27 protein-coding genes are annotated in these 26566 nt (G+C 67.2%); 14 read left to right on the top strand and 13 right to left on the bottom strand.

The genetic code is table 11. From position 1 onward, the window contains the following. Window positions 1–3: 3 nt before the first annotated feature. From Y900_RS26095 to Y900_RS26110, 4 genes are all read left to right on the top strand, one after another. Window positions 4–879 carry an ABC transporter permease gene (locus Y900_RS26095; RefSeq protein ID WP_036345327.1) on the top strand — a complete coding sequence of 292 codons (876 nt, stop codon included), beginning with the start codon at window positions 4–6 and terminating at the stop codon, window positions 877–879. 19 nt (window positions 880–898) lie between these two features. Further along, window positions 899–1762, top strand: coding sequence for an ABC transporter permease (locus Y900_RS26100; protein WP_036345328.1), 864 nt, complete (start codon window positions 899–901; stop codon window positions 1760–1762). Window positions 1763–1824: 62 nt separating this feature from the next. Continuing rightward, window positions 1825–2481 carry a DedA family protein gene (locus tag Y900_RS26105; RefSeq protein WP_036345330.1) on the top strand — a complete coding sequence of 219 codons (657 nt, stop codon included), beginning with the start codon at window positions 1825–1827 and terminating at the stop codon, window positions 2479–2481. Between the two features lie 56 nt (window positions 2482–2537). Beyond that, window positions 2538–3359: a DUF1206 domain-containing protein gene (locus Y900_RS26110; protein ID WP_109751146.1), complete on the top strand. Its 822-nt coding sequence runs from the start codon at window positions 2538–2540 to the stop codon at window positions 3357–3359. A 12-nt stretch (window positions 3360–3371) separates the two neighbouring features. On the opposite strand, the gene Y900_RS26115 is transcribed toward Y900_RS26110, so the two are convergent. Then, a complete protein-coding gene (locus Y900_RS26115; protein ID WP_036345334.1) occupies window positions 3372–4163 on the bottom strand; it encodes a ketosteroid isomerase family protein in 792 nt (263 codons plus the stop codon). Then, window positions 4163–4720 carry a nicotinamidase gene (locus Y900_RS26120; RefSeq protein WP_036345338.1) on the bottom strand — a complete coding sequence of 186 codons (558 nt, stop codon included), beginning with the start codon at window positions 4718–4720 and terminating at the stop codon, window positions 4163–4165. The genes Y900_RS26115 and Y900_RS26120 overlap by 1 nt, the downstream gene beginning before the upstream one ends. A 57-nt stretch (window positions 4721–4777) precedes the next feature. Between Y900_RS26120 and Y900_RS26125 the strand changes: the two genes are divergently transcribed. Then, window positions 4778–7708: an aminotransferase gene (locus Y900_RS26125; protein WP_036345341.1), complete on the top strand. Its 2931-nt coding sequence runs from the start codon at window positions 4778–4780 to the stop codon at window positions 7706–7708. A gap of 1 nt (window position 7709) precedes the next feature. Here the strand turns inward: Y900_RS26125 and Y900_RS26130 are convergent, their stop codons facing one another. Next, the gene (locus Y900_RS26130; RefSeq protein ID WP_036345344.1) at window positions 7710–8423 is read right to left on the bottom strand and encodes an MBL fold metallo-hydrolase; all 714 of its coding nucleotides are present in this window, start codon (window positions 8421–8423) and stop codon (window positions 7710–7712) included. A gap of 189 nt (window positions 8424–8612) precedes the next feature. Here Y900_RS26130 and Y900_RS26135 point away from each other — a divergent pair, with 189 nt between their 5' ends. The 3 genes from Y900_RS26135 to Y900_RS26145 are packed head-to-tail and all read left to right on the top strand — an operon-like array spanning window position 8613 to window position 11669. Next, window positions 8613–9884, top strand: a complete 1272-nt coding sequence (locus tag Y900_RS26135) for an MMP alpha-(1->4)-mannosyltransferase (protein WP_036347866.1) — start codon at window positions 8613–8615, stop codon at window positions 9882–9884. Then, window positions 9878–10609, top strand: a complete 732-nt coding sequence (locus tag Y900_RS26140) for a class I SAM-dependent methyltransferase (RefSeq protein WP_036345346.1) — start codon at window positions 9878–9880, stop codon at window positions 10607–10609. The genes Y900_RS26135 and Y900_RS26140 overlap by 7 nt, the downstream gene beginning before the upstream one ends. Beyond that, window positions 10593–11669: an MMP endo-(1,4)-3-O-methyl-alpha-D-mannosidase gene (locus Y900_RS26145; protein ID WP_036345349.1), complete on the top strand. Its 1077-nt coding sequence runs from the start codon at window positions 10593–10595 to the stop codon at window positions 11667–11669. Before Y900_RS26140 ends, Y900_RS26145 begins: the two co-directional genes overlap by 17 nt. On the opposite strand, the gene Y900_RS26150 is transcribed toward Y900_RS26145, so the two are convergent. Next, the gene (locus Y900_RS26150; RefSeq protein WP_036345352.1) at window positions 11659–12336 is read right to left on the bottom strand and encodes a class I SAM-dependent methyltransferase; all 678 of its coding nucleotides are present in this window, start codon (window positions 12334–12336) and stop codon (window positions 11659–11661) included. The genes Y900_RS26145 and Y900_RS26150 overlap by 11 nt on opposite strands. An 82-nt stretch (window positions 12337–12418) precedes the next feature. Between Y900_RS26150 and Y900_RS26155 the strand changes: the two genes are divergently transcribed. The 3 genes from Y900_RS26155 to Y900_RS26165 all read left to right on the top strand — a co-directional run bounded on the left by Y900_RS26155 (window position 12419) and on the right by Y900_RS26165 (window position 14883). Then, on the top strand, window positions 12419–12997 hold the full coding sequence (locus Y900_RS26155; protein ID WP_036345354.1) for a TetR/AcrR family transcriptional regulator: 579 nt from the start codon (window positions 12419–12421) through the stop codon (window positions 12995–12997). Between the two features lie 244 nt (window positions 12998–13241). Further along, complete coding sequence (locus tag Y900_RS26160) at window positions 13242–14159, top strand: DoxX family protein (RefSeq protein WP_036345356.1); 918 nt, start codon at window positions 13242–13244, stop codon at window positions 14157–14159. A gap of 91 nt (window positions 14160–14250) precedes the next feature. Beyond that, window positions 14251–14883, top strand: coding sequence for an RDD family protein (locus Y900_RS26165; RefSeq protein WP_081845248.1), 633 nt, complete (start codon window positions 14251–14253; stop codon window positions 14881–14883). A gap of 9 nt (window positions 14884–14892) precedes the next feature. On the opposite strand, the gene Y900_RS26170 is transcribed toward Y900_RS26165, so the two are convergent. Further along, entirely contained in the window at window positions 14893–16329 is a 1437-nt protein-coding gene (locus tag Y900_RS26170) for a GntP family permease (protein ID WP_036347870.1), read from the bottom strand. A 5-nt stretch (window positions 16330–16334) separates the two neighbouring features. Next, the gene (locus tag Y900_RS26175) at window positions 16335–16829 is read right to left on the bottom strand and encodes a gluconokinase (protein WP_036345358.1); all 495 of its coding nucleotides are present in this window, start codon (window positions 16827–16829) and stop codon (window positions 16335–16337) included. A 124-nt stretch (window positions 16830–16953) separates the two neighbouring features. Between Y900_RS26175 and Y900_RS26180 the strand changes: the two genes are divergently transcribed. Beyond that, window positions 16954–17676, top strand: coding sequence for a FadR/GntR family transcriptional regulator (locus tag Y900_RS26180; RefSeq protein ID WP_036345360.1), 723 nt, complete (start codon window positions 16954–16956; stop codon window positions 17674–17676). Between the two features lie 9 nt (window positions 17677–17685). Here Y900_RS26180 and Y900_RS26185 read toward each other — a convergent pair whose 3' ends face one another. After that, the gene (locus Y900_RS26185; RefSeq protein WP_109751269.1) at window positions 17686–18228 is read right to left on the bottom strand and encodes a DUF4333 domain-containing protein; all 543 of its coding nucleotides are present in this window, start codon (window positions 18226–18228) and stop codon (window positions 17686–17688) included. Between the two features lie 74 nt (window positions 18229–18302). Here Y900_RS26185 and Y900_RS26190 point away from each other — a divergent pair, with 74 nt between their 5' ends. Then, window positions 18303–19190, top strand: a complete 888-nt coding sequence (locus tag Y900_RS26190; RefSeq protein ID WP_036345362.1) for an SCO6745 family protein — start codon at window positions 18303–18305, stop codon at window positions 19188–19190. A gap of 11 nt (window positions 19191–19201) precedes the next feature. Here the strand turns inward: Y900_RS26190 and Y900_RS26195 are convergent, their stop codons facing one another. Beyond that, entirely contained in the window at window positions 19202–21187 is a 1986-nt protein-coding gene (locus tag Y900_RS26195; RefSeq protein ID WP_036345364.1) for a DUF7064 domain-containing protein, read from the bottom strand. 83 nt (window positions 21188–21270) lie between these two features. Further along, window positions 21271–22791, bottom strand: a complete 1521-nt coding sequence (locus Y900_RS26200; protein WP_036345366.1) for a carboxylesterase/lipase family protein — start codon at window positions 22789–22791, stop codon at window positions 21271–21273. Between the two features lie 76 nt (window positions 22792–22867). On the opposite strand from Y900_RS26200, the gene Y900_RS26205 reads away from it, so the two are divergent. Continuing rightward, window positions 22868–23563 carry a hypothetical protein gene (locus Y900_RS26205; protein WP_036345368.1) on the top strand — a complete coding sequence of 232 codons (696 nt, stop codon included), beginning with the start codon at window positions 22868–22870 and terminating at the stop codon, window positions 23561–23563. On the opposite strand, the gene Y900_RS26210 is transcribed toward Y900_RS26205, so the two are convergent. From Y900_RS26210 to Y900_RS26225, 4 genes are all read right to left on the bottom strand, one after another. Then, on the bottom strand, window positions 23560–24567 hold the full coding sequence (locus Y900_RS26210; protein ID WP_036345370.1) for a cation diffusion facilitator family transporter: 1008 nt from the start codon (window positions 24565–24567) through the stop codon (window positions 23560–23562). The genes Y900_RS26205 and Y900_RS26210 overlap by 4 nt on opposite strands. Beyond that, complete coding sequence (locus Y900_RS26215; protein WP_051660281.1) at window positions 24564–24947, bottom strand: ArsR/SmtB family transcription factor; 384 nt, start codon at window positions 24945–24947, stop codon at window positions 24564–24566. Before Y900_RS26215 ends, Y900_RS26210 begins: the two co-directional genes overlap by 4 nt. A gap of 46 nt (window positions 24948–24993) precedes the next feature. After that, a complete protein-coding gene (locus tag Y900_RS26220; protein WP_036345372.1) occupies window positions 24994–26091 on the bottom strand; it encodes an LLM class flavin-dependent oxidoreductase in 1098 nt (365 codons plus the stop codon). Between the two features lie 103 nt (window positions 26092–26194). After that, complete coding sequence (locus Y900_RS26225; RefSeq protein ID WP_036345374.1) at window positions 26195–26524, bottom strand: hypothetical protein; 330 nt, start codon at window positions 26522–26524, stop codon at window positions 26195–26197. Between the last annotated feature and the right edge of the window lie 42 nt (window positions 26525–26566).

The following is a 26566-nucleotide window of genomic DNA, read 5'->3' on the forward strand; positions in this document are numbered from 1 at the left end:
GCGATGGCAGGAGTAGCCAGTAGCAACCGGCAGCGGAGCAAACTCGCTCCCTACCTGATGATCCTGCCCGCCCTGGCGTACCTCGGGGTCTTCTACGTCATTCCGTTCGTCTCGCTGTTCCGGACGTCGTTGTCGACCATGGGTGGCTCGATCTACCTACCCGAACTCACGTTCGGGTGGGAATTCAGCAACTACGGCGATGCACTTAGCCAGTACCGCGAGCAGATTCTGCGGTCGTTCGGATATGCGCTCACCGCGACGGTGCTGTGCCTGCTGTTGGCCTTCCCGCTGGCGTACGTGATCGCGTTCAAAGCTGGGCGGTACAAGAACCTTTTGCTGGGCCTGGTGATCCTGCCGTTCTTCGTGACGTTCCTGATCCGCACCCTGGCCTGGAAGACGATCCTGGCCGACGACGGCTGGGTGGTCCACACGCTGGGCACAGTGGGCCTGCTGCCGTCCGAGGGCCGGCTGCTCTCCACCGGGTGGGCAGTCATCGGCGGCCTGACCTACAACTGGATCATCTTCATGATCCTGCCGCTGTACGTAAGCCTGGAGAAGATCGACGCCCGGCTGCTGGAAGCCTCCCGGGATCTCTACGGCACCAACCGCCGGATGTTCGGCAAGGTCATCGTGCCGTTGGCGATGCCGGGCATTCTGGCCGGCAGCATGCTGGTGTTCATTCCCGCGGTCGGCGACTTCATCAACGCCGACTACCTGGGCAGCACCCAGACCAGGATGATCGGCAACGTCATCCAGAAGCAGTTCCTGGTGGTGAAGGACTACCCGGTCGCGGCCGCACTCAGCTTCGTGTTGATGGCGCTGATCCTGGTCGGCGTGCTGATCTACACCAGGGCGCTAGGCACGGAGGACCTGGTATGACAGCGAAGCGGGGTCGCGCATGACAACCGAGGCCGGCGCTGCGATCGCCCAGACCATCGACCACGGCGGACTGGCCAAGCCCGGACGCAACATACGCGGCACGTTCAAGCTCGGCGATATCGCGCTGCGCATCATCGCCGGCTTGGTGCTGCTCTATCTGTTCCTGCCGATCCTGGTCATCGTCATCTTCTCGTTCAACAATCCGGCCGGGAAGTTCAACTACACCTGGCAGGGCTTCACGTTCGACAATTGGGCCCACCCGTTCAAGTACCCGGCTCTGACCGATGCGCTGAAGCTGAGCTTGAACGTCGCCGCAGTATCGACGGTGATCGCCGGCGTTCTCGGCACACTGGTCGCGGTCGCCCTTGTGCGCCAACGCTTTCGCGGCAGTAAAGCGGTCGATACATTTCTGGTTCTGCCGCTGACCTCACCCGAGGTCGTCATGGGCGCATCGCTGCTGACCCTGTTCCTCGACCTGGGCTGGGCCACCGGATACGCCACGATCGTGATCGCCCATGTGGCCTTCGAGATCAGCTTCATCGCGATGACGGTGCGTGCCCGGATCCGTGGCTTCGACTGGACACTCGAGGATGCCTCACTGGATTTGGGCGCCGGACCGGGCCGGACGTTCTTCAAGGTGACGCTGCCGTTGATCGTGCCGGGCATCGTTGCGGCCGCGATGCTCTCGTTCGCTCTGTCATTGGACGACTTCATCATCACCTACTTCGTCAGCGGCTCGACGGTGACGTATCCGCTGTATGTGAATGCCGCGGTGAAAGCCGCTGTGCCACCGCAGATCAACGTGCTCGCCACCGCGATCCTGTTGATCAGCCTGCTCCTGTTGGCCGCCGGAACGCTGTACCGGCGCAAACGCAGCACCTGAGTTCGACACGCGAACCAGCCGGTTCGCTCGGGTAATCGCGGTCGGTACGGCATCCTTGGCGGGTGACGGTCGACGCGATACTCGAATCCATCCCACCGCTTGCGGTGTACCTGGTCGTCGGCCTGATCATCGGGCTGGAAAGCCTCGGCATCCCCGTGCCGGGCGAAATCGCCTTGGTGAGTGCGGCGCTGCTGGCCAGCCGGCACACCCTCGACATCAGTCCGGTATGGGTGGGTGCCGCCGCCACGATCGGCGCCATCATCGGTGACTCGATCGGCTACACGATCGGCCGGCGGTTCGGGATGGGGTTGTTCGAGCGGCTCGGTAAGCGCTTTCCGAACCACTTCGGTCCCGGGCACGTTGCGCTGGCCAAGCAGCTGTTCACCCGATGGGGTGTGTGGGCGGTGTTCTTCGGCCGATTCATCGCGCTGTTGCGGATCCTGGCAGGCCCACTGGCGGGCGCCTTGCACATGCAGTACGGCCGCTTCCTCGCCGCCAACGCCTCCGGCGCCGTCTGCTGGGCGGGCGGCACCACCGCTGTGGTCTACTACCTCGGTCTGGCCGCCGAGAAGTGGCTGGCGCGATTCTCCTGGGTTGCGCTGGTCATCGCGATCATCGCAGGCATCGGGTTGACGCTGCTGCTGCGGGAGCGCACCCGCAACCTGATCGCCCAACTCGAGTCCGAGCACGACTGGGAGACCCTGCGCAAGCGCGACTGACGTGAGGCGGCCGCGGGCCAGTTTTTCCAGAGCTTCGCGGGGGTAACCCAAAGTTCGTGGCTGACAATGCAATGCACGGTGCTGCGCGAGCAGCCACTGGAAGTAGGCCCTTCGAACTCGCGGCCAGGAGCGGTTACGCCATCAGTGGCGTATTGCATCTGGTGATCGCCTACATCATCGTGCACCTGGTTTTCGGCTTGGCGGGAAACGCCGATCAGTCGGGTGCGATGGCGACGCTGGCCGCCCAGCCGGGTGGGGCGGTGGCCTTGTGGCTCGCGGCGGGCGGTCTGGTCGCGCTGGCGCTGTGGCGGGTGGCCGAGGCGATCCTCGGCTCCCACCCCACCGAGCCGGGTCGCGAACACGACGGCGCCTCCGACGCGTTCGACCGGATCAAGTCCGCCGCCCTGGCTGTCCTCTATGTCGGCATCGCACTGGCCGCTGCGCGATTCGCCAGCGGCGGCGGCCGGTCGAGTAGGGAGCAGAACACCGGTATGACCGCTCGGCTGCTCCAAACCGGTTGGGGCAAAGGCATTCTGCTCATCGCCGGGGTCGTGATCATCTGCATCGGCGGCTATCACGTCTACAAAGGCCTTTCGACGAAGTTCGAGGAGGACCTCACCGTCACCGGGGGTGGCCCGCTGATCACTCCGCTCGGCATTGCCGGGTACACGGCCAAGGGCGTCGTGCTGGGCGGGGCCGGAGTGCTGCTGATGATCGCCACCGTGACCGCCGACCCGGCCAAGGGCGCCGGGCTGGACGCCGCGGTCAAGAGTCTGGGCCAGGCCCCGTTCGGCAAGGCGCTGCTCATAGCGGCAGCGGCCGGCTTCGCCGCCTACGGCGCGTATTGCTTCGTCATGTCCCGCTTCGCGCGAATGTAGCTCACGCGCTCGCTACTCGGCGAAATAGCGAAGCCGGGTGATCGACCCACCGGCGGTGCCCAATTCAGCGATCAGCACACCGTCTCGCGGCCCGCGCAGCGACGCCGTCACCGACGAGCCCGCGGCGATGGTCTTCGTCCACGAGGCCCCGGCCAGTTCGTCGACGAACGCGCCGAACTTCATCGGGCTCTCCTCACCGCGGGTGATCAGCGCTCCGGATCCAAGGGCGCGCCAAGCCCGCAACTGATCACCGGCGGTGACCGCGTCGAGGAAGCCGCGCACCGTTCGCTTGCCCCGGAAGCGGGCGCCCCGGAACCCGGAGGCGAACCCCAGCGTCCCGCGCCACCGCTGATTGCGGATCAGAGCGAGGCTCAGATCCACCGCCTGCGGAGCCGCCGCCGCCCCGTTGCGGGCGAACTGGACCACCATCGCAGGCAGTTCCCAGTAGGCGCGCAACCGCTCGATGCGCCACTCATCGGCGACCTCCCGCAGGTCGTACCGCAGCACCGCCGGGATGTGCATCGTCACAGAGGGACCCATCCCGACATCGAGGACGACATCGCGGATCACGGTGGTGTCCGACACGAGGTCGAACTCGTGGCGGAAGACGATCCGGCGCGGCCCGATGAAGGTGTCGTAGAACCGGCCGATCTGCAGCGGGCCGATGTGCGGCCGCGATCCGACGGGGTCCTCGACTCGGCCGTCATCGGTGAACAATCCGACCCAGCCGGCACGGTCATGGTCGGCTGCCATCAGCGGGGAGCGGTCGACCACGTCGATGAGTGCCGATCGGGGCGCGGCCATCACGCGGTGTGGACCAGTTCGATCCCGCGGCCGCGCATCTCGTCCAATGCGTCGGCGGTCGACCCGGGCGCGACACCGGCCGTGAGGTCAACCAGCACACGGGTTTTGAAGCCGGCGCGGGTGGCATCGGCAGCACTTTGGCGCACACAGTAATCAGTGGCGATCCCGGCGATGTCGACTTGGTCGACCCCGCGGGTACGCAGCCAGTCGGCCAGCGAGGTGTGGTCGACGTGTCCTTCGAAGCCGCTGTAGGCCGCGGTGTGCGCGCCCTTGTGGAACACCGCCTCGATCGGGGTGGTGTCCAGTTCGGGATGGAAATCAGCCCCGGATGTCCCGGCCACGCAGTGCGCAGGCCACGAATCCGTGAAGTCGGGGTGTTCGGCGAAATGCGCACCGGGATCCACGTGATAGTCCTTCGTGGCCACCACGTGGTCGTAGCCGTGGTCACCCGCGAGCAACGCGCTGATCCCGCGCACCACGTCGCCGGCCCCGGCGACGGCCAACGAACCGCCCTCGCAGAAATCGTTCTGCACGTCGACGATGATCAACGCCCGCATCTGCCCACCGTATCGGCAGATCCGAGGCTGTCCAGCCGCAGTACAGTTCGTAGCGATATGACACCGTTCGACTTCTTCCAGGCCGAGGAGCTGCCGGTGCCGGCGATCACCGCGGCGCAGGCTCATGACATCGCCACGACGCACTTCGGGATCGACGGCGAGATGACCGCGCTGGGCAGCCAGCAGGACGCCAACTTCCTGCTGAGCCGTCCCGGCGGTGAGCCGGTCGGGGTCCTCAAGATCGCCAACCCGGCGTTCTCCCGCATCGAGATCGAAGCCCAGGACGCGGCGGCGGAGTACCTCACTCGGGCCGGCTGCGACGTGCGTGCCGCGACGAACCTCGCGTTTGCCGGCGTCGACCCGATCGCCGAGGTGCGCGACGGCAATGGGGCGGTGCTGTACGCCCGGATCATCGCGCACCTGGCCGGCGGCACCTTGAGCGGCGACGGGTACCTCACGCCGGTGCGCGCGGCGGCGCTCGGCGCCCTGACCGGCCGGACGGTCCGCGCCCTTGCCGACTTCGACCATGCCGGCGTCGACCGCGTGTTGCAGTGGGACCTTCGCCACGCCCTGCGCACTGTCGAGGTGCTCGCCGGGCACATGCCCGATCCCGGACGTCGGGAGGTCCTTGAAACCGCGGCGGCCGCCTCGTGGCAGGTGGTCGCCGAGCTCGCCGACGATCTGCCGATCCAGGTGATCCACGGCGACCTCACCGACGACAACGTGGTGTGCGGCCCACCGGAGGGCGGCCGGCTGCCCGACGGCGTCATCGACCTGGGCGACCTCACCCGGTCGTGGACCGTGGGCGAACTGGCCATCGCGGTCTCCTCGCTGCTACGCCACGAGGGCGGCGAACCCGTCGCGACCCTGCCTGCCGTGGCCGCCTTCCACGCGGTGCGTCCGCTGAGCCCCGCCGAAGTCGAAGCACTGTGGCCGCTGGTGGTGCTGCGGGCGGCGGTTCTGGTGGTCAGCGGTATCCACCAGGCCTCGATCGACGTCGACAACGCCTACGCCACGGGCGCCCTGGACTACGAGTGGAGGATCTTCGAGCGCGCCATCGAGGTACCCACCGATGTCATGACCGCCACCATCCGCGCGGCACTCGGAGCGGCCCAGCCCCTCGAGCCGCCACCCGTGGCCACCCCCCTGATCGGCGGCCTTGCGCCGAAGACCGTGGTGCGACTGGACCTGTCGTCCGAGGCCGACGCATTGGATGCCGGCCGATGGCTGAGCGCGGACTGCGAAGACGATCTGGCTGCCGAGGCGCTGGCCGGCGGCGCCGCTGCGGTTGTGACGATGTTCGGCCAGCCCCGCATGACGCGGTCGGCGCCGCTGAGTCCGGAGTCGTCGGCCACCGTCGGCACCGGCCTGGACGTGTGGCTGGCCGTGCCGTCACCGATCACCGCGCCCTGGGACTGCGTGGTCGACACAACCGCCGACGACAGTCTCACCTTCACCGGCACCGCGGGAACGGTGCAGGTGCGCGGGCGCCTGCGCGTCGGCGATCAGGTCCGCTCCGGCGGCTGCGTCACCGCGGGCGCAGTGCTCGGCAAGGTCGAGGGTCGAGCCTGGATCCAGTGGCGCAGCGGTCCCGACATCGAGGTCCCCGACTTCGTTCGCCCCGAATACGGCGCGGGGTGGCTGAGCCTGGTGGAGAACCCGAACGCGCTGCTCGGGCTGCCCGCCGTCGCGGCCGCGGCCGACGACAGCGAGGCATTGTGGCGCCGCCGGGCGGATTCGTTCGCCACGGTCCAGGAGCACTACTACCTCAATCCGCCCCGCATCGAACGCGGCTGGCGCGAGCACATGGTGTCCACCGAGGCCCGCAGTTACCTCGACATGGTCAACAACGTCGCGCTCCTCGGCCACGGTCATCCGGTGCTCGCCGACGCCGTCGCGCGCCAGTGGCGGCGACTCAACACCAATTCGCGATTCAACTACGCCGCGGTGGTGGCGCTCTCGGAGCGGTTGGCCGCCACCCTGCCGGATCCGTTGGACACGGTATTCCTGGTGAACTCCGGCTCGGAGGCCGGCGACCTGGCGCTGCGGCTGGCGATGGCCACGACCGGGCGCCATGACGTGGTCTCGATGGCCGAGGCCTACCACGGCTGGACGTATGCCACCGACGCCGTGTCGACGTCGGTGGCCGACAACCCGAATGCTCTGGCCACCAGGCCGAACTGGGTCCATACCGTGCCCTCCCCCAACGCCTACCGCGGCGAGTACCGCGGGCCGGACGCCGGACGCTACGCACCCGAGGCGGTCGACATCATCGAACGCCTTGCCGCACAGGGCAATCCGCCGGCCGCGTTCATCTGCGAGCCGTTCTACGGAAACGCAGGCGGCATGGCGCTGCCCGACGGCTACCTCACGGCGGTTTACGCCGCGGTCCGAGCCGCGGGTGGGCTGGCCATCGCCGACGAGGTGCAGGTCGGCTACGGCCGCACCGGCCGCTGGTTCTGGAGCTTCCAGCAGCAGGACGTGGTGCCCGACATCGTCACGGTGGCCAAGGCGATGGGCAACGGTCAGCCGCTCGGCGCGGTCATCACGACGCGTGAGATCGCCGAGCGGTACCGCACCCAGGGCTACTTCTTCTCCTCCGCAGGCGGCAGCCCGGTGTCCTGTGTGGTCGGCCTGACGGTGCTCGACCTGCTGGAGAAAGAGGGTCTGCAGCACAACGCCCTGGTCGTCGGGGACCATCTCAAAACACGCATCGAGGAGCTGGCGAGCCGCCACGATCTGATCGGAACCGTGCACGGCAGCGGGCTCTACATGGGTGTCGAGCTGGTCCGCGACCGCGCGACGCTGGAACCCGCCGTCTCCGAGACCGCGGCGATCTGCGAACGGCTGCTCGGACTCGGTGTGATCGTGCAGCCGACGGGTGACCGGCAGAACGTGCTGAAGGTCAAACCGCCGATGTGCATCACCCGGGAGTCGGCGGACTTCTTCGTCGACATGCTCGACCGGGTGCTGAACACCGGGTGGTGAATCAGCCCGTCGAGGTTCGCGTCGCCAGCCAGTCACGCTGAGCACGCACGAACGGCGCGTCGACCACCGCGCCGTGTCCGGGCACGTATAGCCCGTCGTCGCCGCCGAGTTCGAGGAGCCGGTCCAGCGCGCGCGGCCAGGCCGGCAGGTCGGAGCCGGCGTCGATCGCCGGGTCGGCGGACTCTTCGACCAGGTCGCCGCAGAAGACGACCGCGCACTCACCTGCCACCACCGGCGGAACGACGGCCACCAGATCGTGGTCGGTATGGCCTGGTCCCGGCAGTTCGAGGTGCACGCTGCGGCCGCCGAGGTCCAGGTCAGCGGCCGTCACGGTGTGGTCGGGTGCCCGGAGGGCGGCGATCGCGTGGTCCAGCAGGTCCGGTTCGGTCCCATATCGCAGGGCGTGGGCACGAACCTCGCCGATTCCGGTGGTCAGCGCGCGGGTGACGGCGGCGGGCGAATACAGGACGGCAGTACCGAAACCCGCCGAGCCCAGGATGTGGTCGAAGTGGTGGTGGGTCAGCACCACGTCGGTGACCGGAGCACCGGTGATGTCGACGACGTCGTCGGCGATCTGAGCTGCTTCGGAAAGCGTTGTACCGCAATCGATCAGCAAATTCCGGCGTTCGCCTCGAACCAATCCGACCGTGACGTCGAGAAAGGCCAGCCGGCAGCGGTATACACCATCGGTCAGCGTTTCCCAGAGGAGGTGCATCACAGGAAAGGTAGACCCTGGCCTACGGTGGTGGTGGGCACTTACGTTGCACTGTGTAGCTAAGCGAATTATAGTCCAGACACATGTCCAGACAGTTCGCTGACCGTGTCCGGTTACTTACACGATGACATATGCGAGCTCGGCGGGTAGTTCAGCCGTATCAGTCACGGACGTTGCAGGAGCGTGAACATGCGGATTGCGTTGCTGTCCTACCGCAGCAAAACCCACTGTGGCGGGCAGGGCGTCTACGTCCGGCACTTGAGCCGCGGACTGGTTGAACTCGGTCATGACGTCGAGGTGTTCTCCGGTCAGCCCTATCCCGAGATCCTCGACCCGCGGGTTCGGCTGACCAAGGTACCCAGCCTGGACCTCTACCGGGAACCCGACCCGTTCCGGGTGCCACACCCCAGCGAGATCCGTGACCGCTTCGACGCTCTCGAACTGGCCACGATGTGGACATCCGGCTTTCCCGAACCTCGCACCTTCAGCCTCCGCGCCGCCCGGCTGCTGGCCGCCCGCCTCGGCGAGTTCGACGTGGTGCACGACAACCAGTGCCTGGGCACCGGCCTGCTCCGCATCGCCGACATGGGTCTGCCCGTCGTGGCCACCGTGCACCACCCGATCACCCGGGACCGCGTTCTCGACCTCGCCGCGGCCAAATGGTGGCGAAAGCCGTTGGTGCACAGGTGGTATGGCTTCGCGCAGATGCAGAAGAAGGTCGCCCGCCGTATTCCCGACCTGCTCACCGTGTCATCGTCTTCGGCCACCGATATCGCCGACGATTTCGGCGTGAGCCCGCAGCAGTTGCGCGTGGTGCCGCTCGGGGTGGACACCGAACTGTTCAAGCCCTCGGAATTGCCGCGGGTGCCGGGCCGCATCATTGCGATCTCCAGCGCGGATCGTCCATTGAAGGGCATCGGGCACCTGCTGAACGCAGTGGCCAAGCTGCGCACCGAGCACGACCTCGAGTTGCAACTGGTGGCCAAACTGGAGCCAAACGGGCCGACCGAGAAGCTGATCGCCGAATTGGGTATCAGCGATATCGTGCACACCTCCAGCGGCTTGTCCGACGAGGAGCTCGCGGGCCTGTTCGCCTCGGCTGAAATCGCCTGCATCCCCTCGCTTTACGAAGGTTTCTCCCTGCCCGCGGTGGAGGCAATGGCCAGCGGTACCCCCATTGTGGCGAGTCGGGCCGGCGCGCTGCCGGAGGTCCTGGGCCCCGACGGTGAGTGCGCCGACCTGGTGACGCCGGGCGATGTCAAAGAGCTGACCGCCGCACTCGGCAGACTGCTGGAATCCCCCGCCCGCCGTCAGTGGCTGGGCACCGCGGGCCGGCGCCGCGCGCTCGACGTGTTCAGCTGGGAGTCCGTGGCCGCGCAGACCGTTCGGGTCTACGAACAGGCGATCGCCCGGACCGGGCGCGTGACCAACTCTGTCGAGGCGGTGGACGAATCATGCTGACCGTCGACTATGACCGGCTCGCTGTCGGAATGGGAACCAAGGTCATCGACGTCGGTGCGGGCGCCGGACGGCACAGCTACGAGGCCTACCGGCGCGGCGCCGATGTGATCGCCTTCGATATGGACGCCGAAGGACTTGCCGAAGTCGACACCTTGCTGCAGGCCATGGGCGAGGCCGGCGAGGCACCCGCATCGGCCAAGGCTCAGGTCGTGGTCGGCGATGCGCTGGCGTTGCCCTACCCGGATGGCGAATTCGACGTTGTGATCGCCTCGGAGATCCTGGAGCACATCCCCTCCGACGACACCGCAATCGCCGAGCTGATTCGCGTTCTCAAGCCCGGCGGCAAGCTTGCGGTGACGGTGCCGCGGTGGCTGCCCGAGAAGATCTGCTGGCTGCTGTCCGACGAATACCACGCCAACGAGGGCGGCCACATCCGGATTTATAAGGCCGACGAACTGCGCGACAAGCTGGTTCGCGGTGGCCTGGAGTTCACCCACTCCCATCACGCGCACGCCCTGCACTCACCGTTCTGGTGGCTCAAATGCGCGGTCGGAGTGGAGAAACCGAACCACCCCGCCGTCAAGGCATATCACCAGCTGCTGGTGTGGGACATGATGTCGCGGCCGGCGGTGACCAGACTGGCAGAATCCGCGCTCAATCCGCTGGTCGGCAAGAGTGTGGCCCTCTACTTCGAGAAGCCGTTCACGAATGTCGCGCCCCAGTGATCTCGAGGGTGTCCCCGGCGTAGCCGACATCCTCACGCCGCAGCAATGTCGTCAGACGGCGGAATCGATTGCCGCCGTTCAGGAATCCTCGGGTGAGATCCCATGGTCGGAGATCGGGCACACCGACGTGTGGGATCACGTCGAATGTGCGATGGCACTGACCGCGGCAGGCCTCCTCGAGCCGGCCCGGGCCGCCTACGAATGGTGCCGCCGCGAGCAGCGTGCCGACGGCTCCTGGCCCATCCAGTATCGGCGCGGCGTGATCGAAGATGCCAACAGCGACAGCAACTTCTGCGCCTACATCGCCGCAGGCGTCTGGCACCACTATCTGGTGACCGGCGACGTCCGGTTCGCCGAGTACATGTGGCCGACGGTCCGGGCGGGAATCGACTTCGTCCTCGGTTTGCAGGCAGGGACCGGTGAAATCTATTGGGCGCAGGGGCCGTCCGGCGTTCTCGAGGAGGCGTTGCTGACCGGCTGCGCCAGCGTGTACCACAGCATCCGCTGCGCGCTGGCACTCGCGGATCGGCTGGACGATCCGCAGCCCGAATGGGAGGTGGCGCTGGGACGGTTGGGCCACGCCATCGCCGAACATCCGGACGCCTTCACCGAGAAGCCGCACCACTCGATGGACTGGTACTACCCGATACTGGGTGGTGCACTGCGCGGCCAGCAGGCCAGCGCCCGAATCGCCCAGCGCTGGGACGATTTCGTGGTCGACGGGCTTGGCATCCGCTGCGTCGACGACCGGCCGTGGGTCACCGGGGCCGAGACCTGCGAGTTGGTGATGGCGTTGGACGCCATGGGCGACCGGTCGCGCGCGCTGACGCAGTTCATGTCCATGCAGCACCTGCGCGAGAAGGACGGCTCCTACTGGACCGGACTGGTTTTCGCCGACGGGAAACGCTGGCCGGTGGAACGGACCACCTGGACCGCCGCGGCGGTCATCCTGGCCGCCGACGCGTTGTCGTCGACCACCGGCGGGAGCGCCATCTTCCGCGCCGCCGACCTGCCGCGCGGCCTGGAGGGCGAGTACGACTGTGAATGCGTCAGGCGCTGACCACGTCTCCCGCGGCTCCCGAGGTGCGCTCGAGGACCCGCAGCGAACCGGTGCAGCCGACTTCGGTGAACTGGCCGGATTCGATTGCGCGGCAGTAGATGTTGTAGGGCGGGCGGCCACCGTCACGCGGGTCGGGGAAGACGTCGTGGATGATCAGCGTGCCGCCGGGGGCCACCCACTTGGCCCAGCCGTCGAAGTCCTGTTGGGCGGCGGTCTCACTGTGCCCGCCGTCGATGAACAGCAGATCCAGGGGCGTGCGCCAGCCGCGCGCGACGACCGGAGACTTGCCGACCACCGCGACGATCGTGTCGTCGAGGTCGGCTGCGTCCAGCGTCCGCCGGAACGTGGGCAAGGTGTCGAACCGTCCGCTGACCGGGTCGACCATCGTGGTGTCATGGAATTCCCAGCCGGCCTGGTGCTCTTCGGAGCCGTGATGGTGGTCGACGGTGTAGAGCACACTGCCGGTCGCCGCGGCAGCCGCGCCCAGCATGACCGTGGATTTACCGCAGTAGGTGCCGATCTCGACTGCGATCCCGGCGTCGAGGTAGCGCAGCGCCGCGTCGTACAGCGCGCGTCCTTCGTCGGCCGGCATGAAGCCCACGACGTTCTCCGCCAATTCGAAAAGTCGGGAAGTTTGCGCTGCAGAGGCAGTATCGGTGCGGCTCATGATCCGAACCTAGCCCTTACGCATGGTCCATGGCCAGCGCGCACCTTGTCGGTGCAGGTCAGTTGTAGTAGCGTCCGGACATGTGTCTGATCCGGTAGCTCGGGAATCAACGCGACGCCGGTTGACCGCAAAGCAGGCCGCTACGGTGGACCGCTTGGGCCGCGCTGCGGTCGAGGTGCTGAGCCGAGAAGGTTTCTCCGGGCTGACGATCCGGATGGTCGCTGCCGAGGCCGGGGTCGGCGCGGCCACCGCCTACACGTACTTCTCGTCGAAAGAGCATCTTGTCGCCGAGGTGTTCTGGCGCCGCCTGGCGTCGACACCGGCACCGCCGGACGAGTCCCCGGACCCGGTCGACCGCGTGGTCGGCGTGCTTCGGCATATCGCACTGCTGGTTGCCGACGAGCCGGAATTGGCGGGCGCGGTCACCACCGCTCTGCTCGGCAAGGATCCCGATGTCGAGCATCTGCGGTTCCGGATCGGCCGTGAGATACACCAGCGGCTCAGCACAGCACTTGGGGCACAGTGTGATTCGGATGCCGATGTGATCGAGTCGCTCGAGCAGCTCTACGCAGGAGCGCTGGTGCGAGCCGGCATGGGGTACGCGTCCTACACCGAGATCGCCAGCCGCCTCGAGGCATCCGCTCGCTTGCTTCTGACTTGAGGTTTCGACCGGCGATCGCCCGGGCATGACGAGCAGACGGATGTCGACCATCCTGAAGCCGACCAACGGTGGGACGCCTCGGCCCGGTCCGAGACCGAGGCCGCAAGTCCGGCGTTCAACCTCGCCGGCATCGTGACCGCCGTGGTGATGCTGGCGGCCTGGGTGGTGTTCCCGCTGTGGATGCGCCGCCTCGACACCTGAGCCTCCGGGTTTGACCGGCGAGCCGGTTGGGAACACCCGCGCCATGTTGATTCGCAGAGTTGCCCGGCCAATGTTGGCAGCGGTGTTCATCGGCCAAGGATTCGAAGCGCTGAAAAGCCCGAAGCCGGCCGCCGAAGCGGCCCGCCCGGCACTCGAAGGTTTGCAGAAGTTGCCCGAACCGGTCAGCGCGAATGTGCCCAGCGATCCGGAGACGCTCGCGAAGATCACCGCCGCCGTTCAGATCGGCGGTGGACTGCTGCTCGCGTCGGGTCGCCTGCCCCGGGTGGCCTCAGCGGCGTTGGCGGCCACCGTGATTCCGGCCAACCTCGGTGCGCACATGTTCTGGGATGAGCCCGACCAACAGCTCAAGGCCGAGAAGCGCCGCGCGTTCCTGACCGATATGAGTCTGCTCGGCGGTTTGATCATCGCCTCGGCCGACACCGCCGGGAAGCCGTCGCTGGGCTGGCGAGGCCGCCGCGCGGCCCGCAAGGTCAGCGAGGCCGTCTCGGGCAGCTTGCCCGGCTCGAGCCACAGCCTGCTGGACAGCGATCTGCTGGATCGGGTCGGCCCCAAAGTCGGCCATGGCCTTCAGGTCGGCGCCGAGCGTGGGCGTGAACTGGCGCTGACCGCCGGTGAGCGCGCTACTCCGCTGTTGGAGACGGCTCGTAAGCGCAGCGCCGAGTTCGCTGAGATCGCCCGTGAGCGCGGTGCCGAGCTGGCCGAGATCGCCAGTGAGCGCACCGCCGAGCTGGCCGACGTCGCCCGCAAGCGCGGCGCGGATTTCGCTGATGTCGCCGGCGAGCGCGGGGCGGAGCTGGCCGATGTCGCCCGCAAGCGCGGCGCCGAGTTGGTCGAGGTCGCGAGGGATCAGAGTGGTGAACTCGTCGACACCACGCGCGCACGGGCACGCAAAGCCAACAAGAAAGCCAAGAAGGAAGCCAAGAAACTGGCCAAGCGCTGAGGCTCGTCGATCGCACCGGGGGCGGAGCCCCTGCTGTGTCCGGCCCGGAGGGTAGATTGAGCCGGACTCATTTCAGCGGGAGGAGCGAGCAATGACCACCGGTGACAACGATCCGAACGCGTACGGTCCGCCTGGGGGATATCCCCCGCCCCCGCCGACGGGTCAGCCGGGGAGTTATCCCCCGCCGCCCTCGGGATATCCCCCGCCGCCGCCCGGCCAGCCCGGTGGGTACGCCCCGCCCCCGCAGAGTGCTTACGGCCAGCCGAGTTACGGCGGCGGCTTTCCGCCGCCGATGCCTGCCGGTGGCCAGCCGGGCGGGCTGGGCATTCGGTTCGCCGCCCGTCTGATCGACGGCATCATCGTCGCCATCGTGTCTTTCGTGCTTGCGATGCTGCTCAATGCCACCAGCAACATCCTTGTGACAGGGCTGTTTTCGGGTGTGCTGACGTTTGCGTACTTCGTGGCCTTCGAGGTGACTCAGGGCTGGACTCCGGCCAAGAAGATCCTGGGCTTGAGCGTCCACGGCCCCGGAGGCGCACCCAAGCCGAATGTCCAGCAGTCGGCGATTCGCAATTCGTTCACGTTGCTGTCGGTGATCCCGTACATCGGCGGGCTGTTGGCCGTCATCGCCTACATTGTGATCGCGGTGACGATCAACGGAAGCCCGACCAAGCAAGGCAAGCACGACGAACTCGCCGGCGGAACCCAGGTCGTCAAAGGCTGACCGCCGCGGTCAGACCACCAGACCGAGCAGCAGCACGACGATCAGGCCGGTCACCGACAGCACTGTCTCCATCAGTGACCAGGTCTTGATCGTCTGACCCACGGTGATCCGGAAATACTGGTTGACCAACCAGAATCCGGCGTCGTTCACGTGGGAGAAGAACAGCGAACCGGCCCCGACGGCCAGCACGACCAGCGACACCTCGCTGCTGCCCAGACCTTGCACCAACTGGAGCATCAGCGCCGAGGCGGTGATGGTGGCGACCGTCGCGGAGCCGGTCGCCAGCCGGATCAACACTGCCAGCACCCACGCCAGCAGGATCACCGATACGTTGGCGCTCTTGGCCCAGTCGGCCAAGAGCGTGCCGATACCGCTGTCGACGAGGACCTGTTTGAAACCGCCACCGGCGGCGACGATCAGGATGATCCCGGCGACCGGAGGCAGACCCGATTCGACGCATTTCATCACCTCGGAACGGCTCATGCCCGCGCCGCCGCCAAGGGTGAAAATGCCGACGATCACCGCAATCAACAGCGCGACCAGCGGGGTACCCAGAACGTCGAAAGCGACTCGGAACCATTGGTTCTCGTCGTCGATGAAGATGTCGACAAGCGCCTTCCCGAGCATCAACACGACGGGGAGTAACACGCTGAACAACGTCACCCCGAATGACGGCCTGCGGCTGCCGCGGTTCTCGTCGGGAACGACCTCGGCCTCCGGGCCGGCACTGCGTAACGCGGCCGCACCCGAACCGAACGTGTCGGGCGCCTCCACCACGACCCAGCGCCCGGCCAGTTTGCCGAACAGCGGGCCCGCCACGATGATCGTCGGGATCGCCACTGCCACACCGAGCGCCAGCGTCAGACCGAGGTCCGCGTGCAACAGGCTGATCGCGGTCAACGGCCCCGGGTGCGGCGGCACGAAGCCGTGCATCGCCGAAAGGCCGGCCAGTGCCGGAATTCCGACGGTGATCAGGGACAGCTGGGAGCGCCGCGAGACCAGGTAGATGACCGGCATCAGCAGGACCAGGCCTATCTCGAAGAACATCGGTAGGCCGATGATCGCGCCGACCAACGCCATCGCCCACGGCAGCGCGCGCGGTGACGCACGCCCGACGATGGTGTCGACGATTTCATCCGCGCCACCGGAGTCGGCCAGAAGTTTGGCGAACATCGCGCCAAGGGCGATCAGGATGCCGACACCCGCGGCCGTGGAACCGAAGCCGTCACTGAAGGACTTCAGTACCTTTTCCAGGTTCTCCCCGGCGACGATGCCCACGGTCAACGCACCGAAGATCAAGGACAGGAACGGGTGCAGGTGCAGCACCGTGATCAGGACGACGATCACCGCGATACCGGCGAGGAAGGCCAGTATGAGCTGCCAGCCGGGCGCGACCGGTGTCGCCAGCTTGGGCGCTTCGGCCAGGAGGGTGGCATGGGTGTTCATCGGCGTCACTTTCCTTCGGCGCGGGAGACGTAGCTGTCGACGATCGAGTCGATGCTCTGATCGACGTCGATGCTGATGCCGTCTTCATCGGCATCGAGGGGTTCGAGCGTGTCGAATTGCGAAGCCAGCAGGCTTGCCGGCATGAAATGGCCTGGCCTGCTTGCCTGTCGGCGAGCGATGACCTCCTCGGTACCGCTCAAGTGCAGAAACTTCAGGTTGGCGCAGTGCCTGCGGAGCTGATCGCGGTAGGCCCGCTTGAGGGCCGAGCAACTCATCACACCGCCACCGGGGTGTTCGGCCAGCCACCCCCCGATCGCCTCGAGCCACGGGTAGCGGTCCTCGTCATCGAGCGCCTGGCCTGCGGTCATCTTGGCGATGTTCGCCGGTGGGTGGAAGTCGTCGGCGTCGGCGAAAGGCACGCGCAGCCGTTGCGCCAACGCCGCGCCGACGGTCGATTTCCCCGAACCGGACACTCCCATGACGACGATGGGTGAGGTCATGCCTGCGTCTACCCTGCTGTTCGGCATGTCACACAGCATTCATTAATGGTCATATCTTTGCAATACCAAATCGTGATGAATCTGTTTTTATCTGGCCCTGGCCCTTCTATGACAGCATGTATGTGTGACTCCCGAGCCAATCGTCAGCGAGCTGCACAGCAGTGTGCTGACCGCGCTCGGTGAAGCCATCGTCTCCGGCCGGTACCAGCCGGGTCATGTGCTGACCCTCGACGGCGTCAGCGCCGACCACGGGGTCTCCCGGTCGGTAGCACGCGAGGCCATCCGGGTGCTGGAGTCCATGCGGATGGTCGCCCCGCGCCGCCGGGTCGGCATCACCATCCAGCCATCGAGCGCATGGAACGTGTTCGACCCCAGGGTCATTCGCTGGCGATTGGATGTCGGCGACCGTGCCGCGCAGCTGATGTCACTGTCGGAGTTGCGTCGCGGATTCGAGCCCGCAGCTGCGGCATTGGCGGCGCGGCGCGCCGACCCTCATCAGTGCCGGATCATGGCCGCCGCCGTATCCGACATGGTGGTACATGGCCGCTCCGGCGACCTGAAATCATATCTGCTGGCCGACAAGGTCTTTCACCGCACGTTGTTGGAAGCAAGCGGCAACGAGATGTTCCGGGCGCTCAACGATGTGGTCGCGGAGGTACTCGGCGGACGAAGTCATCACGGCATGATGCCCGATCGTCCCAATCCCGCCGCGATCGAACTCCATGATGAGGTGGCGCGCGCGATACGGATGCGCGACGAGGCTGCCGCCGAGCGCGCCATGCGGGCCATCATCGACGAAGCCGCCGAAGCGCTGGCCGGTGATCTTTCGGCGCCGTCCGGGAATTAAGTTGCGGGACTACGCTGCCGGCTGAACATGGAAGTACATCATCAGTCCCTCTACCTTGGTCACGGTCACCGTGTGCCGCGTCGTTTCGCCCGCCGCCGTCACATCGCAGTGCGCCTCCGCGCCCGGTCTGCCGTCCAGACCGCCGTCGCAGTCGGCTGAGTCGACGGCCGCCCCGGCGGATTGGGAGACGGTCTTGGCCACCAGCTTGTCCAGCTGTTCCTTCGATGCGGCGGGGACCATGTTGTAGCTGATCTTCTCACCGTCGATCTTCGTCGCGGTTACCACGAGGTCGAAGCTGTCGGCTCCGTTCAGCAGCACCTCGCAGCGGGTGTTCTTGCCGACCTCGCCACTCAGATTCTCGGCACAGGTCAAGGTTTGGGGCTTCTGGCCCGCCTTCTGCAGCCGCTGGGTGATGTCTTTCTCGAGGTCTGTTTTCGACACGGCAAGACCTCCGGTGTCGACGTCGAGGGAACATCCGCTCAGCGCGGCCGCGGCGAAACCCGCCGCGGTGAGCCCGGCGCCGAGTCGCGCGAGGCCCGTCGTGGCACGCATCGTCACCTCCCAGCCGGCCGGCGGCGCGGACGGCCGCACGCTGCAAGCAAGATACCAAGTGGTTCACTGTTTCAATGAGCAGAACCCCGGCACTGGCGCGCCGCTTCTTCGACCGTTACGAACCCGTGCACGGCATCACCTACTTCGCTCCAGGTGTGCGAAGTGCCTTCGACGCCATGGGATTCGTCGGATTCTGGCGCGGCTACTTCGCCGGCCGTTCGGCACCGCTGGGTCAGGTGCCGGTTGAGCTGGTGACGGCGACTTTCTACAACTTCTCCACCGAAAGGGTGGCCAAGGCGATACCGGCGATATGGGACGTTGCCGCACCCGAGGAGATGGTCCGGGTCCGGCAGGACACCGCGGTTGCGGCGCTGCAGGGCTACGGGCTCAGTGACGACACCCCGGGAGTCGCGGAGGCCGCCGAATTGGCGGGCCTTGCGGCGAAGACGGCGCCGCTGGACGGCCGGCCACTGTTCGCGGCGAACCGGGCACTGCCCTGGCCGGACACCCCACTGGCAGCGCTGTGGCATGCCGCGACGCTGCTACGTGAGCACCGCGGCGACGGCCACATCGCCGTGCTGGTCAGCGAGGGGATCACCGGCCGCGAATCCAACGTCTTCCACGTCGGCGCCGGGGCAGTGCCCGCCGACTTCATCAAACGCAGCCGTGACTACTCCGACGACGAGTGGGACTCGTGCGTTCGTTCGCTGCAGGAGCGCGGATTGCTCACTGCCGCAGGCGCTCTCACCGAAGACGGCCGAGCTGTGAAGGAGCACATCGAAGTGCGCACCGACAGCCTTTCGCTGCCCGCGCTGGCTGCTCTCGACGACGACTCGGTGGAGCGCTTGTTCCGGGCACTGACGCCGATCACGCGGAAGGTCGTTGCCGGAGGTGACCTACCTGCCGTGACGCCGATGGCGCTGCGCCGCGACGAACTCGACGACGACAGCCCACACCTCTAGCCTGTCCCCGGTCAGAGGTTACGGTTCCACTCCACCCAGCCTGCCCCGGTCCGCCCGTCGGCCGTTTCGACGGTGACCCAGGCCCGCGGGAAGAAGCTGACCTGACCCTCCGGTGCGACCAGTCGGACCGGCGCGTGACCGCGGATATCGACCGTTGTCTGGACCGGACCGGGCAGATAGTCGATGGTCGTCGTCAGTGGTAACCCGTTGTCGGAGAACGTCGCTTCGGCACGCACAACCGTCGTCTCGGTGACCTGTTCGCCGGCGCGCTGCAGGTAGCCGACGCTGATCGGGTCCATGCCGGGGATGCGCAGGTCGACACCGTGGAGGTGGGTGCCGTCGTCGAGGTGCAGGGCGCTCCAGACCCAGTCGATGCTCCACCAGTCACGAACACCGTGAGAATGATCGCGCTGTCCCGGGACCGCCTCGAACTGGTGCGCCCGCCCGTCGATGGTGACGGTTCCGGTTACGGTGCAGGGGATTTCGTAGCGGGTGGTGATTCGATACGCGTACGGAGTCCCGACCGTCGTCCAGGTGAGGTCCATGACCAACTCGACGGGCCTGCCGGGCTCGTCGCGCAGCAGTGCCGACGGATCGTCGTATTCCAGTGCGGTACCGCGGACCTCGACGCGGTAGGTCTGCAGCGGGATGATGGCACCGTGGCGTAGTTCGGCGCCGTCCGCCTTGGCCACGAGCGGGTCGGCGGGCATCGGCGCCTCGAAGTTCACCAGCGCAACCGTCGGCATGTCGGGGCCGCATACCAGCGCGTTGATCCATGCGACGTTCTGGTTGGGTACCAGGCCGAGCCGCACCCAACCGCCGATGCCCTGAGCCGGATCGGCGAAATCCCAGTACCAGCTCTCGTTCCACAGTGGCTCGGCGCCCGGCTGATGGGCGCCTTCGTCGGCCGGATCGGGCGTCAGAGCGGCAGCCGTGGACGGCGGCGGCAGAATGTCGAGCGCGCCGGTGTCGAGGACGTGGCTGGTGTGCCGGTCCAGCATCGTCAGGAACATCTCGTCGCCGCGGTCGGTGCGCTCGACAAGCATCGAGGAGACCACCGCCATCATCACCCCCGCGAAGCTCTGGCGTCGGACGCCCTCGCGTACGTCGTCGAGAGTGACACCCGAATCGGGGCCCAGCCCTTGGTGATACGCGCGCAGCAGCTCGTCGTAGTGGGCGCGCCGATCGTCGATGGTGACGGCACATCCGATGAAGTACGCCACGTCTGTCATGGCCGGTCCCCAGGTGACGGTCTGCCAGTCCACGACGGTGAGGTCACGCCGGGATCCGGGACGGCCGAACAGCATGTTGTCGAGCCGGTAGTCGCCGTGCACCAGGCCCTTGATCCGCTCCGGGAGGGACTCGTCGGCCAGGTAGGCGTCGAAACTGCCCGCCAGCCGCTCGCACACCTGCCGTTGCTCGGCGGTGATCGCATCGCCGTAGCGGTCGGCGAAACCCGCCCAGAGCTGACCGATCAGCGCCTGGTCCAGCGGCGCGGCCCGAGTCAGCCATTCGGCGTCGGCCAGGCTCTCGTTACCGATCACCGGCGCGTGCAGCCGTCCCAGCTCCGTCAGCGCCAGCACGGCGTCTTCCATTGTGGCGCCGCGGATTTCATTACCGACTTCGGCCGGGGCCGCGTCGTCGAGAAGCAGCGTGAAGATCCCCGTCTCGGGGTCATACGAACTGTGGAAGCACTCGGCCACCGGACCACCGAGGCGCGGCGCGATGTCGGCATAGAACCTGACCTCACGCTCGTAGAGCCCCAGCGCCATCCCGGTCTGCCTGCTCGTCGGATCGGTCGCGGCAACTTTCAGCACAACCGAGGCGGGTCCCTCGACGCCGTCGGCATACGTCAGCCCGACCCGGTAGCACTCACTCATCTGGCCGGTACCGATGCGGTCGACGGTGAACCCGGTGATGGGGAATCCGACGGTGGCGGTCAGCCACTCGGCGGTCAGGTCACTCGGTCGCTCGATGACGATGTCGTTGGTCTGCACGCGACCAACCTAGGACACATCCCTGGCAGCCCGAAAGGTTTTCCCGCCAATTCTTGACGGGTGTCAAATCAGTCCTGGTCAGGCTAGCGGCCGGCCAGGGAGAACCCCGCCCATGCCTCGCGCCGGTGCGAATGAGGGTCGTAGTCGACGCGGGTGTGCCGGTCGAACACCAGCACCGGCCGTTCCGCTTCGGTGTAGCGCGGCCAGCCGTCGCCCGGCACGCCGGTGCGGCTGAAGTGCCGCCATCTGTTCTGCAGATCTCGGCTGACCTTGAGCGCCGAGCGCCGGTCCATGGCCGCGGTCAGCGCGGCACCGAACCGGGTCCGGTAGATGTCGAACACCGCCAGCAGCTCGGTGGCGTGGGTGGCTCCCAGGCCCGACCAGTGCAGGGTCCGCGGTGCGTAGTCATAGCGGTACACATACGTCGGCGCGTGCTGGCCGTGTGCCTCGGCGATCTGCCAGGCAGCGGTTCCGAACGCGAAATCACCTCCGAGCTGGACGCAGGCCGCCGGCCGTGGATAGCCCGGATAGGCCGCGGTGATACGTTGGCGCGCTTCGGGTTCCGCGCCCGCCAGCAAGCGCTCGATGGCCGGCTCGGTGGTCGGAAGCAGCTTCATGAACCGGGTGAACAGCTTGCCTTCGTCGGCGTTGGTACCGACGATCAGCGGCACCTTGTGGATCGCCCCGCGCCGCATGGCCGCGATCGGATCGTCGGGCAGGACATCGTCGCCGTAGGTGGGTCCGAGCGAGAAAGCGCCGTCCATGTCGGTCATGCCCTCGACCAGCAGCGTGTCCAGCGCGGCGACCAGGTCCCGGGGGCGGGCCCGCATCACGGTTTCGGCGCCGTCTTCTGCGCCGGCCCCGAGCAGCCGGGCGAATTTGCCGGCGATCGTCGCGGCGGTCTCCGGACCGCTCACCAAACCCGACGCCGGGCTCTCCGAAATAGCCTGCGCGAAAAGGCCTTCGGCGTCCGGAACGGCCAGCAGCGTGGCGACGGCGTGCGCGCCGGCACTCTCGCCGAAGATCGTCACGTTGCCGGGGTCACCACCGAACGCCCCGATGTTGTCGCGCACCCAACGCAGCGCCACCACCAGGTCGCGCAGGAAGAGATTGCTGTCGATCGGGGTGTCCGGGGTGGACAGCGACGAGAGGTCCACGCAGCCCAGCGCGCCGAGGCGATAGTTCACCGAGACGTACACACAGCCACGACGGGCCAAGGCGGCGCCGTCGTAGAGCGGGGTGGCCGAGCTGCCCATCAGGTAGCCGCCGCCATGGATGAAGAACATCACCGGCAACGGTTCATGGTCCGGCTCACTGCCTGTCCACTGCGGGGTGACGACGTTGAGCGTCAGGCAGTCCTCGCCCATCGGCTGGTACTTGCCCACGGCCAGCATCGTGTAGCGGCGCTGCTGAGGAGCGCAGTTGGCGAAACTGTGGCAGTAGCGGACGCCCCGCCACGGCTGCGCGGGCTGCGGGGCGCGGAATCGCAGCGCACCCACCGGCGGGCGGGCGTAGGGAATCGAACGCCACCTGTTGACCCCGTTGCGGACGAACCCCTCGACGATGCCGCTGCGCGTGGTGGCGCGGACGGTGTGTTCGTGCATCACTCGACGGTATCGAACATTGCGCTCCCCGACGCGCCTGACAACCCGATCTGTTGCGGCCCGCTAGCCTGTCGGGATGCGGATCGCCGTGCTGTTCACCGCGTCGCTGCTGGTCGCGGGATGTTCCGGCGCGACAGGCGGTCAGGCGCGCCAAACTCAGCTGACACCGATCACCCCGTCGCGCACGGCCACGTCATCGGCTGTGCCGTCGTCGTCCGCCTCGTCGACGGCCACATCGTCGGTCGCCGCACCCGCGGCCGGTGCGCCGATCGCCGACGCGATCCGCTGGATCGAAGCGGCTCCCCCGATCGACGCCGCGCAGTACCACATCGCCCTTCGCGGCGGTGTGACAGCCGCGCTCGGGGACGACGTCGCGTTCACGACGCCGGGCGGTACCACCTGCATGACGGATGCCAAACACGGCTCCCCGGGGCTGGCCTGCCTGGTGGAGCTGACCAGCCCTCCGCCGCGGCCACCGGACGTGTACGGCCAGTGGAAGGGCGGCTGGGTCGACTTCGACGGATTGACGGTTCAAGTCGGTTCGGCGCACGGCGATCCGGGCCGCTTCGCTGCGGGGCAGGGCCGCGAATTGCCTTATGACTCTTCACTGTCGTTCGGCAATTACCGGTGCCGCACCGACGCCAGCGCCTTGGTATGCGTGAATTACGCCCAGCAGTCGGCGGTTCGGCTTGCCGCCGACGGCGTCGACGCGTTCGCATGCGCCCGGCAGGTCACCCCGCCTGCGGGCATCGGTGTGCAGTACGTCTGTTAGTGCGGGTGCGCCGGATAGGCGTGGATCATCGCGGTCGCCAGCTTGGGTACGGCGTGGGTCAGGTCGTGTTCCGCCGCGTGGGCAACCTGGTGTGCTTGCGCCAGAGTGAGATCGGGATCGACGTCCAGCTCGGCATCGGCGTGCAGCCGGTGGCCGATCCACCGCATCCGCACACTGCGCACCGCACGCACGCCCGGCCGGGCGGCGAGTGCGGCCTGTGCCATCTCGACGAGTTCGGGGTCAACGCCATCCATCAAGCGGCGGAACACATCCCGGACCGCGGTGCGTAGCACCGCGAGGATGGCCACCGTGATCACCAGCCCGATGATCGGGTCCGCCAGCGGAAAGCCGAGGGCCACACCGGCGGCACCGATCACCACGGCCAGCGAGGTGAATCCGTCTGTGCGGGCGTGCAATCCGTCGGCCACCAAAGCTGCGGAACCGATCCGGCGACCGACGCGGATCCGGTAGAGCGCGACCCATTCGTTGCCGATGAAGCCGAGCAGCCCGGCGAGCGCGACCCAGCCGAGGTGTTCGATCGGGCGCGGGTGGATCAGACGTCCGACGGCCTCGTACCCGGCGACGATCGCGGACAGTGCGATCATCGCGACGACGAACATCCCGGCGAGATCCTCGACGCGGCCGAAGCCGTACGTGTAGCGCCGCGTTGCGGCCTTGGTGCTCAACGCGAACGCGATCCACAGCGGTACCGCGGTCAAGGCGTCGGAGAAGTTGTGGACGGTGTCGGCCGCCAGCGCGATCGACCCGGACGCCATCACGACGGCGATCTGAGCCAGCGCGGTGACACCCAGCACGACAAGGCTGATCTTGACCGCACGGATGCCGGCCGCGCTGGACTCGAGCGCGCTGTCCAGGCTGTCGGCCGAGTCGTGTGAGTGCGGGGCGAATATCTCGGTGATCGCCGCGCGCAGACCACCGTGGTCATGGACGTGGCCGTGCACGCCGGAATGATCTGCTGGAACGTGTTTTTCGCTGCAGGTCATTGGCTGATCCCCATCCGTTGGTCGCGCGCGAGTGGCACGACGGCGGAATCGCGGTTGTGGTGCGACGGCACCCCCGGCCCCGCGTGCTCGGCGTTGTACACCGCGTCGGTGACGAGTTGGCGCACGTGGTCGTTCTCTAGGCGGTAGAACACCTGAGTACCTTCTCGTCGGGTGCGCACCAGGCGCGCCATGCGCAGTTTGGCCAGGTGCTGCGAGACCGAGGGGGCCGGCTTGCGCACGCGCTCGGCGAGATCGTTGACGCTGAGCTCGCCGTCGATCAACGACCACAGGAGCTGGACGCGGGTGGCCTCGGCCAGCATGCGGAAGACCTCGACGACCAATAGAACGTGGTCATCGGCAAGCTGACTATCTGCATTCATACGCAGATAGTAACGGAAGCCGCACGCTCGGCGTCAGACCGCCCGGCTATGCGGCCAGAATTCCCTTGGCGCGCAAGATCGGAAGCACGCCCTCGGCGAACCAGTACGCCTCTTCGAGGTGCGGGTAGCCCGACAGGATGAACTCGTCGAACCCGACCGTGTGGTACTCCCAGATCAGGTTGGCCACCTCCTGGTGGCTACCGACCAGAGCGGTGCCGGCGCCGCCGCGGACCAGCCCCACGCCGGCCCACAGGTTCGGGTAGATCTCCAGCTTGTCCGTGCGCCCACCGTGCAGCGCGGTCATCCGGCGTTGTCCCTCGGACTCCGAGCCGGCGTGCAACGCGGTGGCCTGCTCGATCTGGTCCGGCGTCAGCTCGTTCACCAGCTCTTCGGCGACAGCCCAGGCCGCGGCCGAGGTGTCGCGGGTGATCGTGTGCAGCCGGATCCCGAAGCGCAGGCTGCGACCGCGCGCCGCGGCCAACTCACGCACTGTGTCGACCTTCGCCTTCGCAGCCGGCGGCGGCTCGCCCCAGGTGAGATACACATCGACATGCTCGGCGGCGATGGGCAGCGCGGCCGCCGACGAACCACCGAAGTAGAGCTCCGGCAACGGGTTCGGCGGCGCGGACACCCGACCGTCGCGGATCTTGTAGAAATCGCCGTCGAAGTCGTACGACTCCTGACCCCAGACCGACTTGACGATCTGCAGGAATTCGCCCGTGCGGGCATAGCGCTCGTCATGGTCGAGCCAATCGCCGAACCGCTGCTGCTCCAGGTCGTCCCCGCCGCTGACGACGTTGAGCAGCAGGCGGCCATCGGAGAACCGCTGAAGAGTCGCCGCCTGCTGCGCGGCCAGTGTGGGCGGCACCAGTCCGGGCCTGAACGCCACGAGAAATTTCAGCCGCTCGGTTTCGGCCAGCAGAGCCGAAGCCGTCAACCACGCGTCCTCGCACCAGGTTCCGGTCGGCGTGAGCACCCCCTCGAATCCGAGCCGGTCGGCGGCCCTGGCCACCTCCGCCAGATACCGCCGGGTGGGTGGACGGTAGCCCTCCGGAATCGTGTGGTGTGACGACGCGTGCGATGCCCCGACGATCGAGCGGCTGTCACCGTTGGTGGGCAGGAACCAGAAAAACTTCGCAGGCAACGAGGGACTCCTTCGGAATCAAAGCTTTCGCGCCCACCGACCTTAGGAACGGCCTACCGCGGCGATAAGGGTTAGATTCGCGGTGACCAAAAGATCCGACGTGTCAACGCCAGCCGTCGGCAGCCTTGGCGGCCCGAACCAGCGCATCGCACAAGTCCCGCAACTCGGCTGCGGCCGCACCCTCGTCTACCGCCGTCGCGACGTCTTCGGCCGCGCACCGCACCTGGAACACCCGATCGGACAATTCGGCGGCCTCGTCGGCCGAGAGCACCACCGCATCTTCCGGAATGGCGCTGCCCTTGACCAACGCGCGCTGCTCGTACGCGCGCTGACGGCAGGACTGGCGGCAGTACTGCCTACGCCGGCCCATCCCGACGTCGGCCACCTCACGTCCACACCACCGACACGGCTGGGAGCGGGAACGACGCGTCACGTCATGTGACTGTAGACGGCATCGCGAAGTGATCCCGGTATC

Source organism: Mycolicibacterium aromaticivorans JS19b1 = JCM 16368, assembly GCF_000559085.1.
GTDB lineage: Bacteria > Actinomycetota > Actinomycetes > Mycobacteriales > Mycobacteriaceae > Mycobacterium > Mycobacterium aromaticivorans.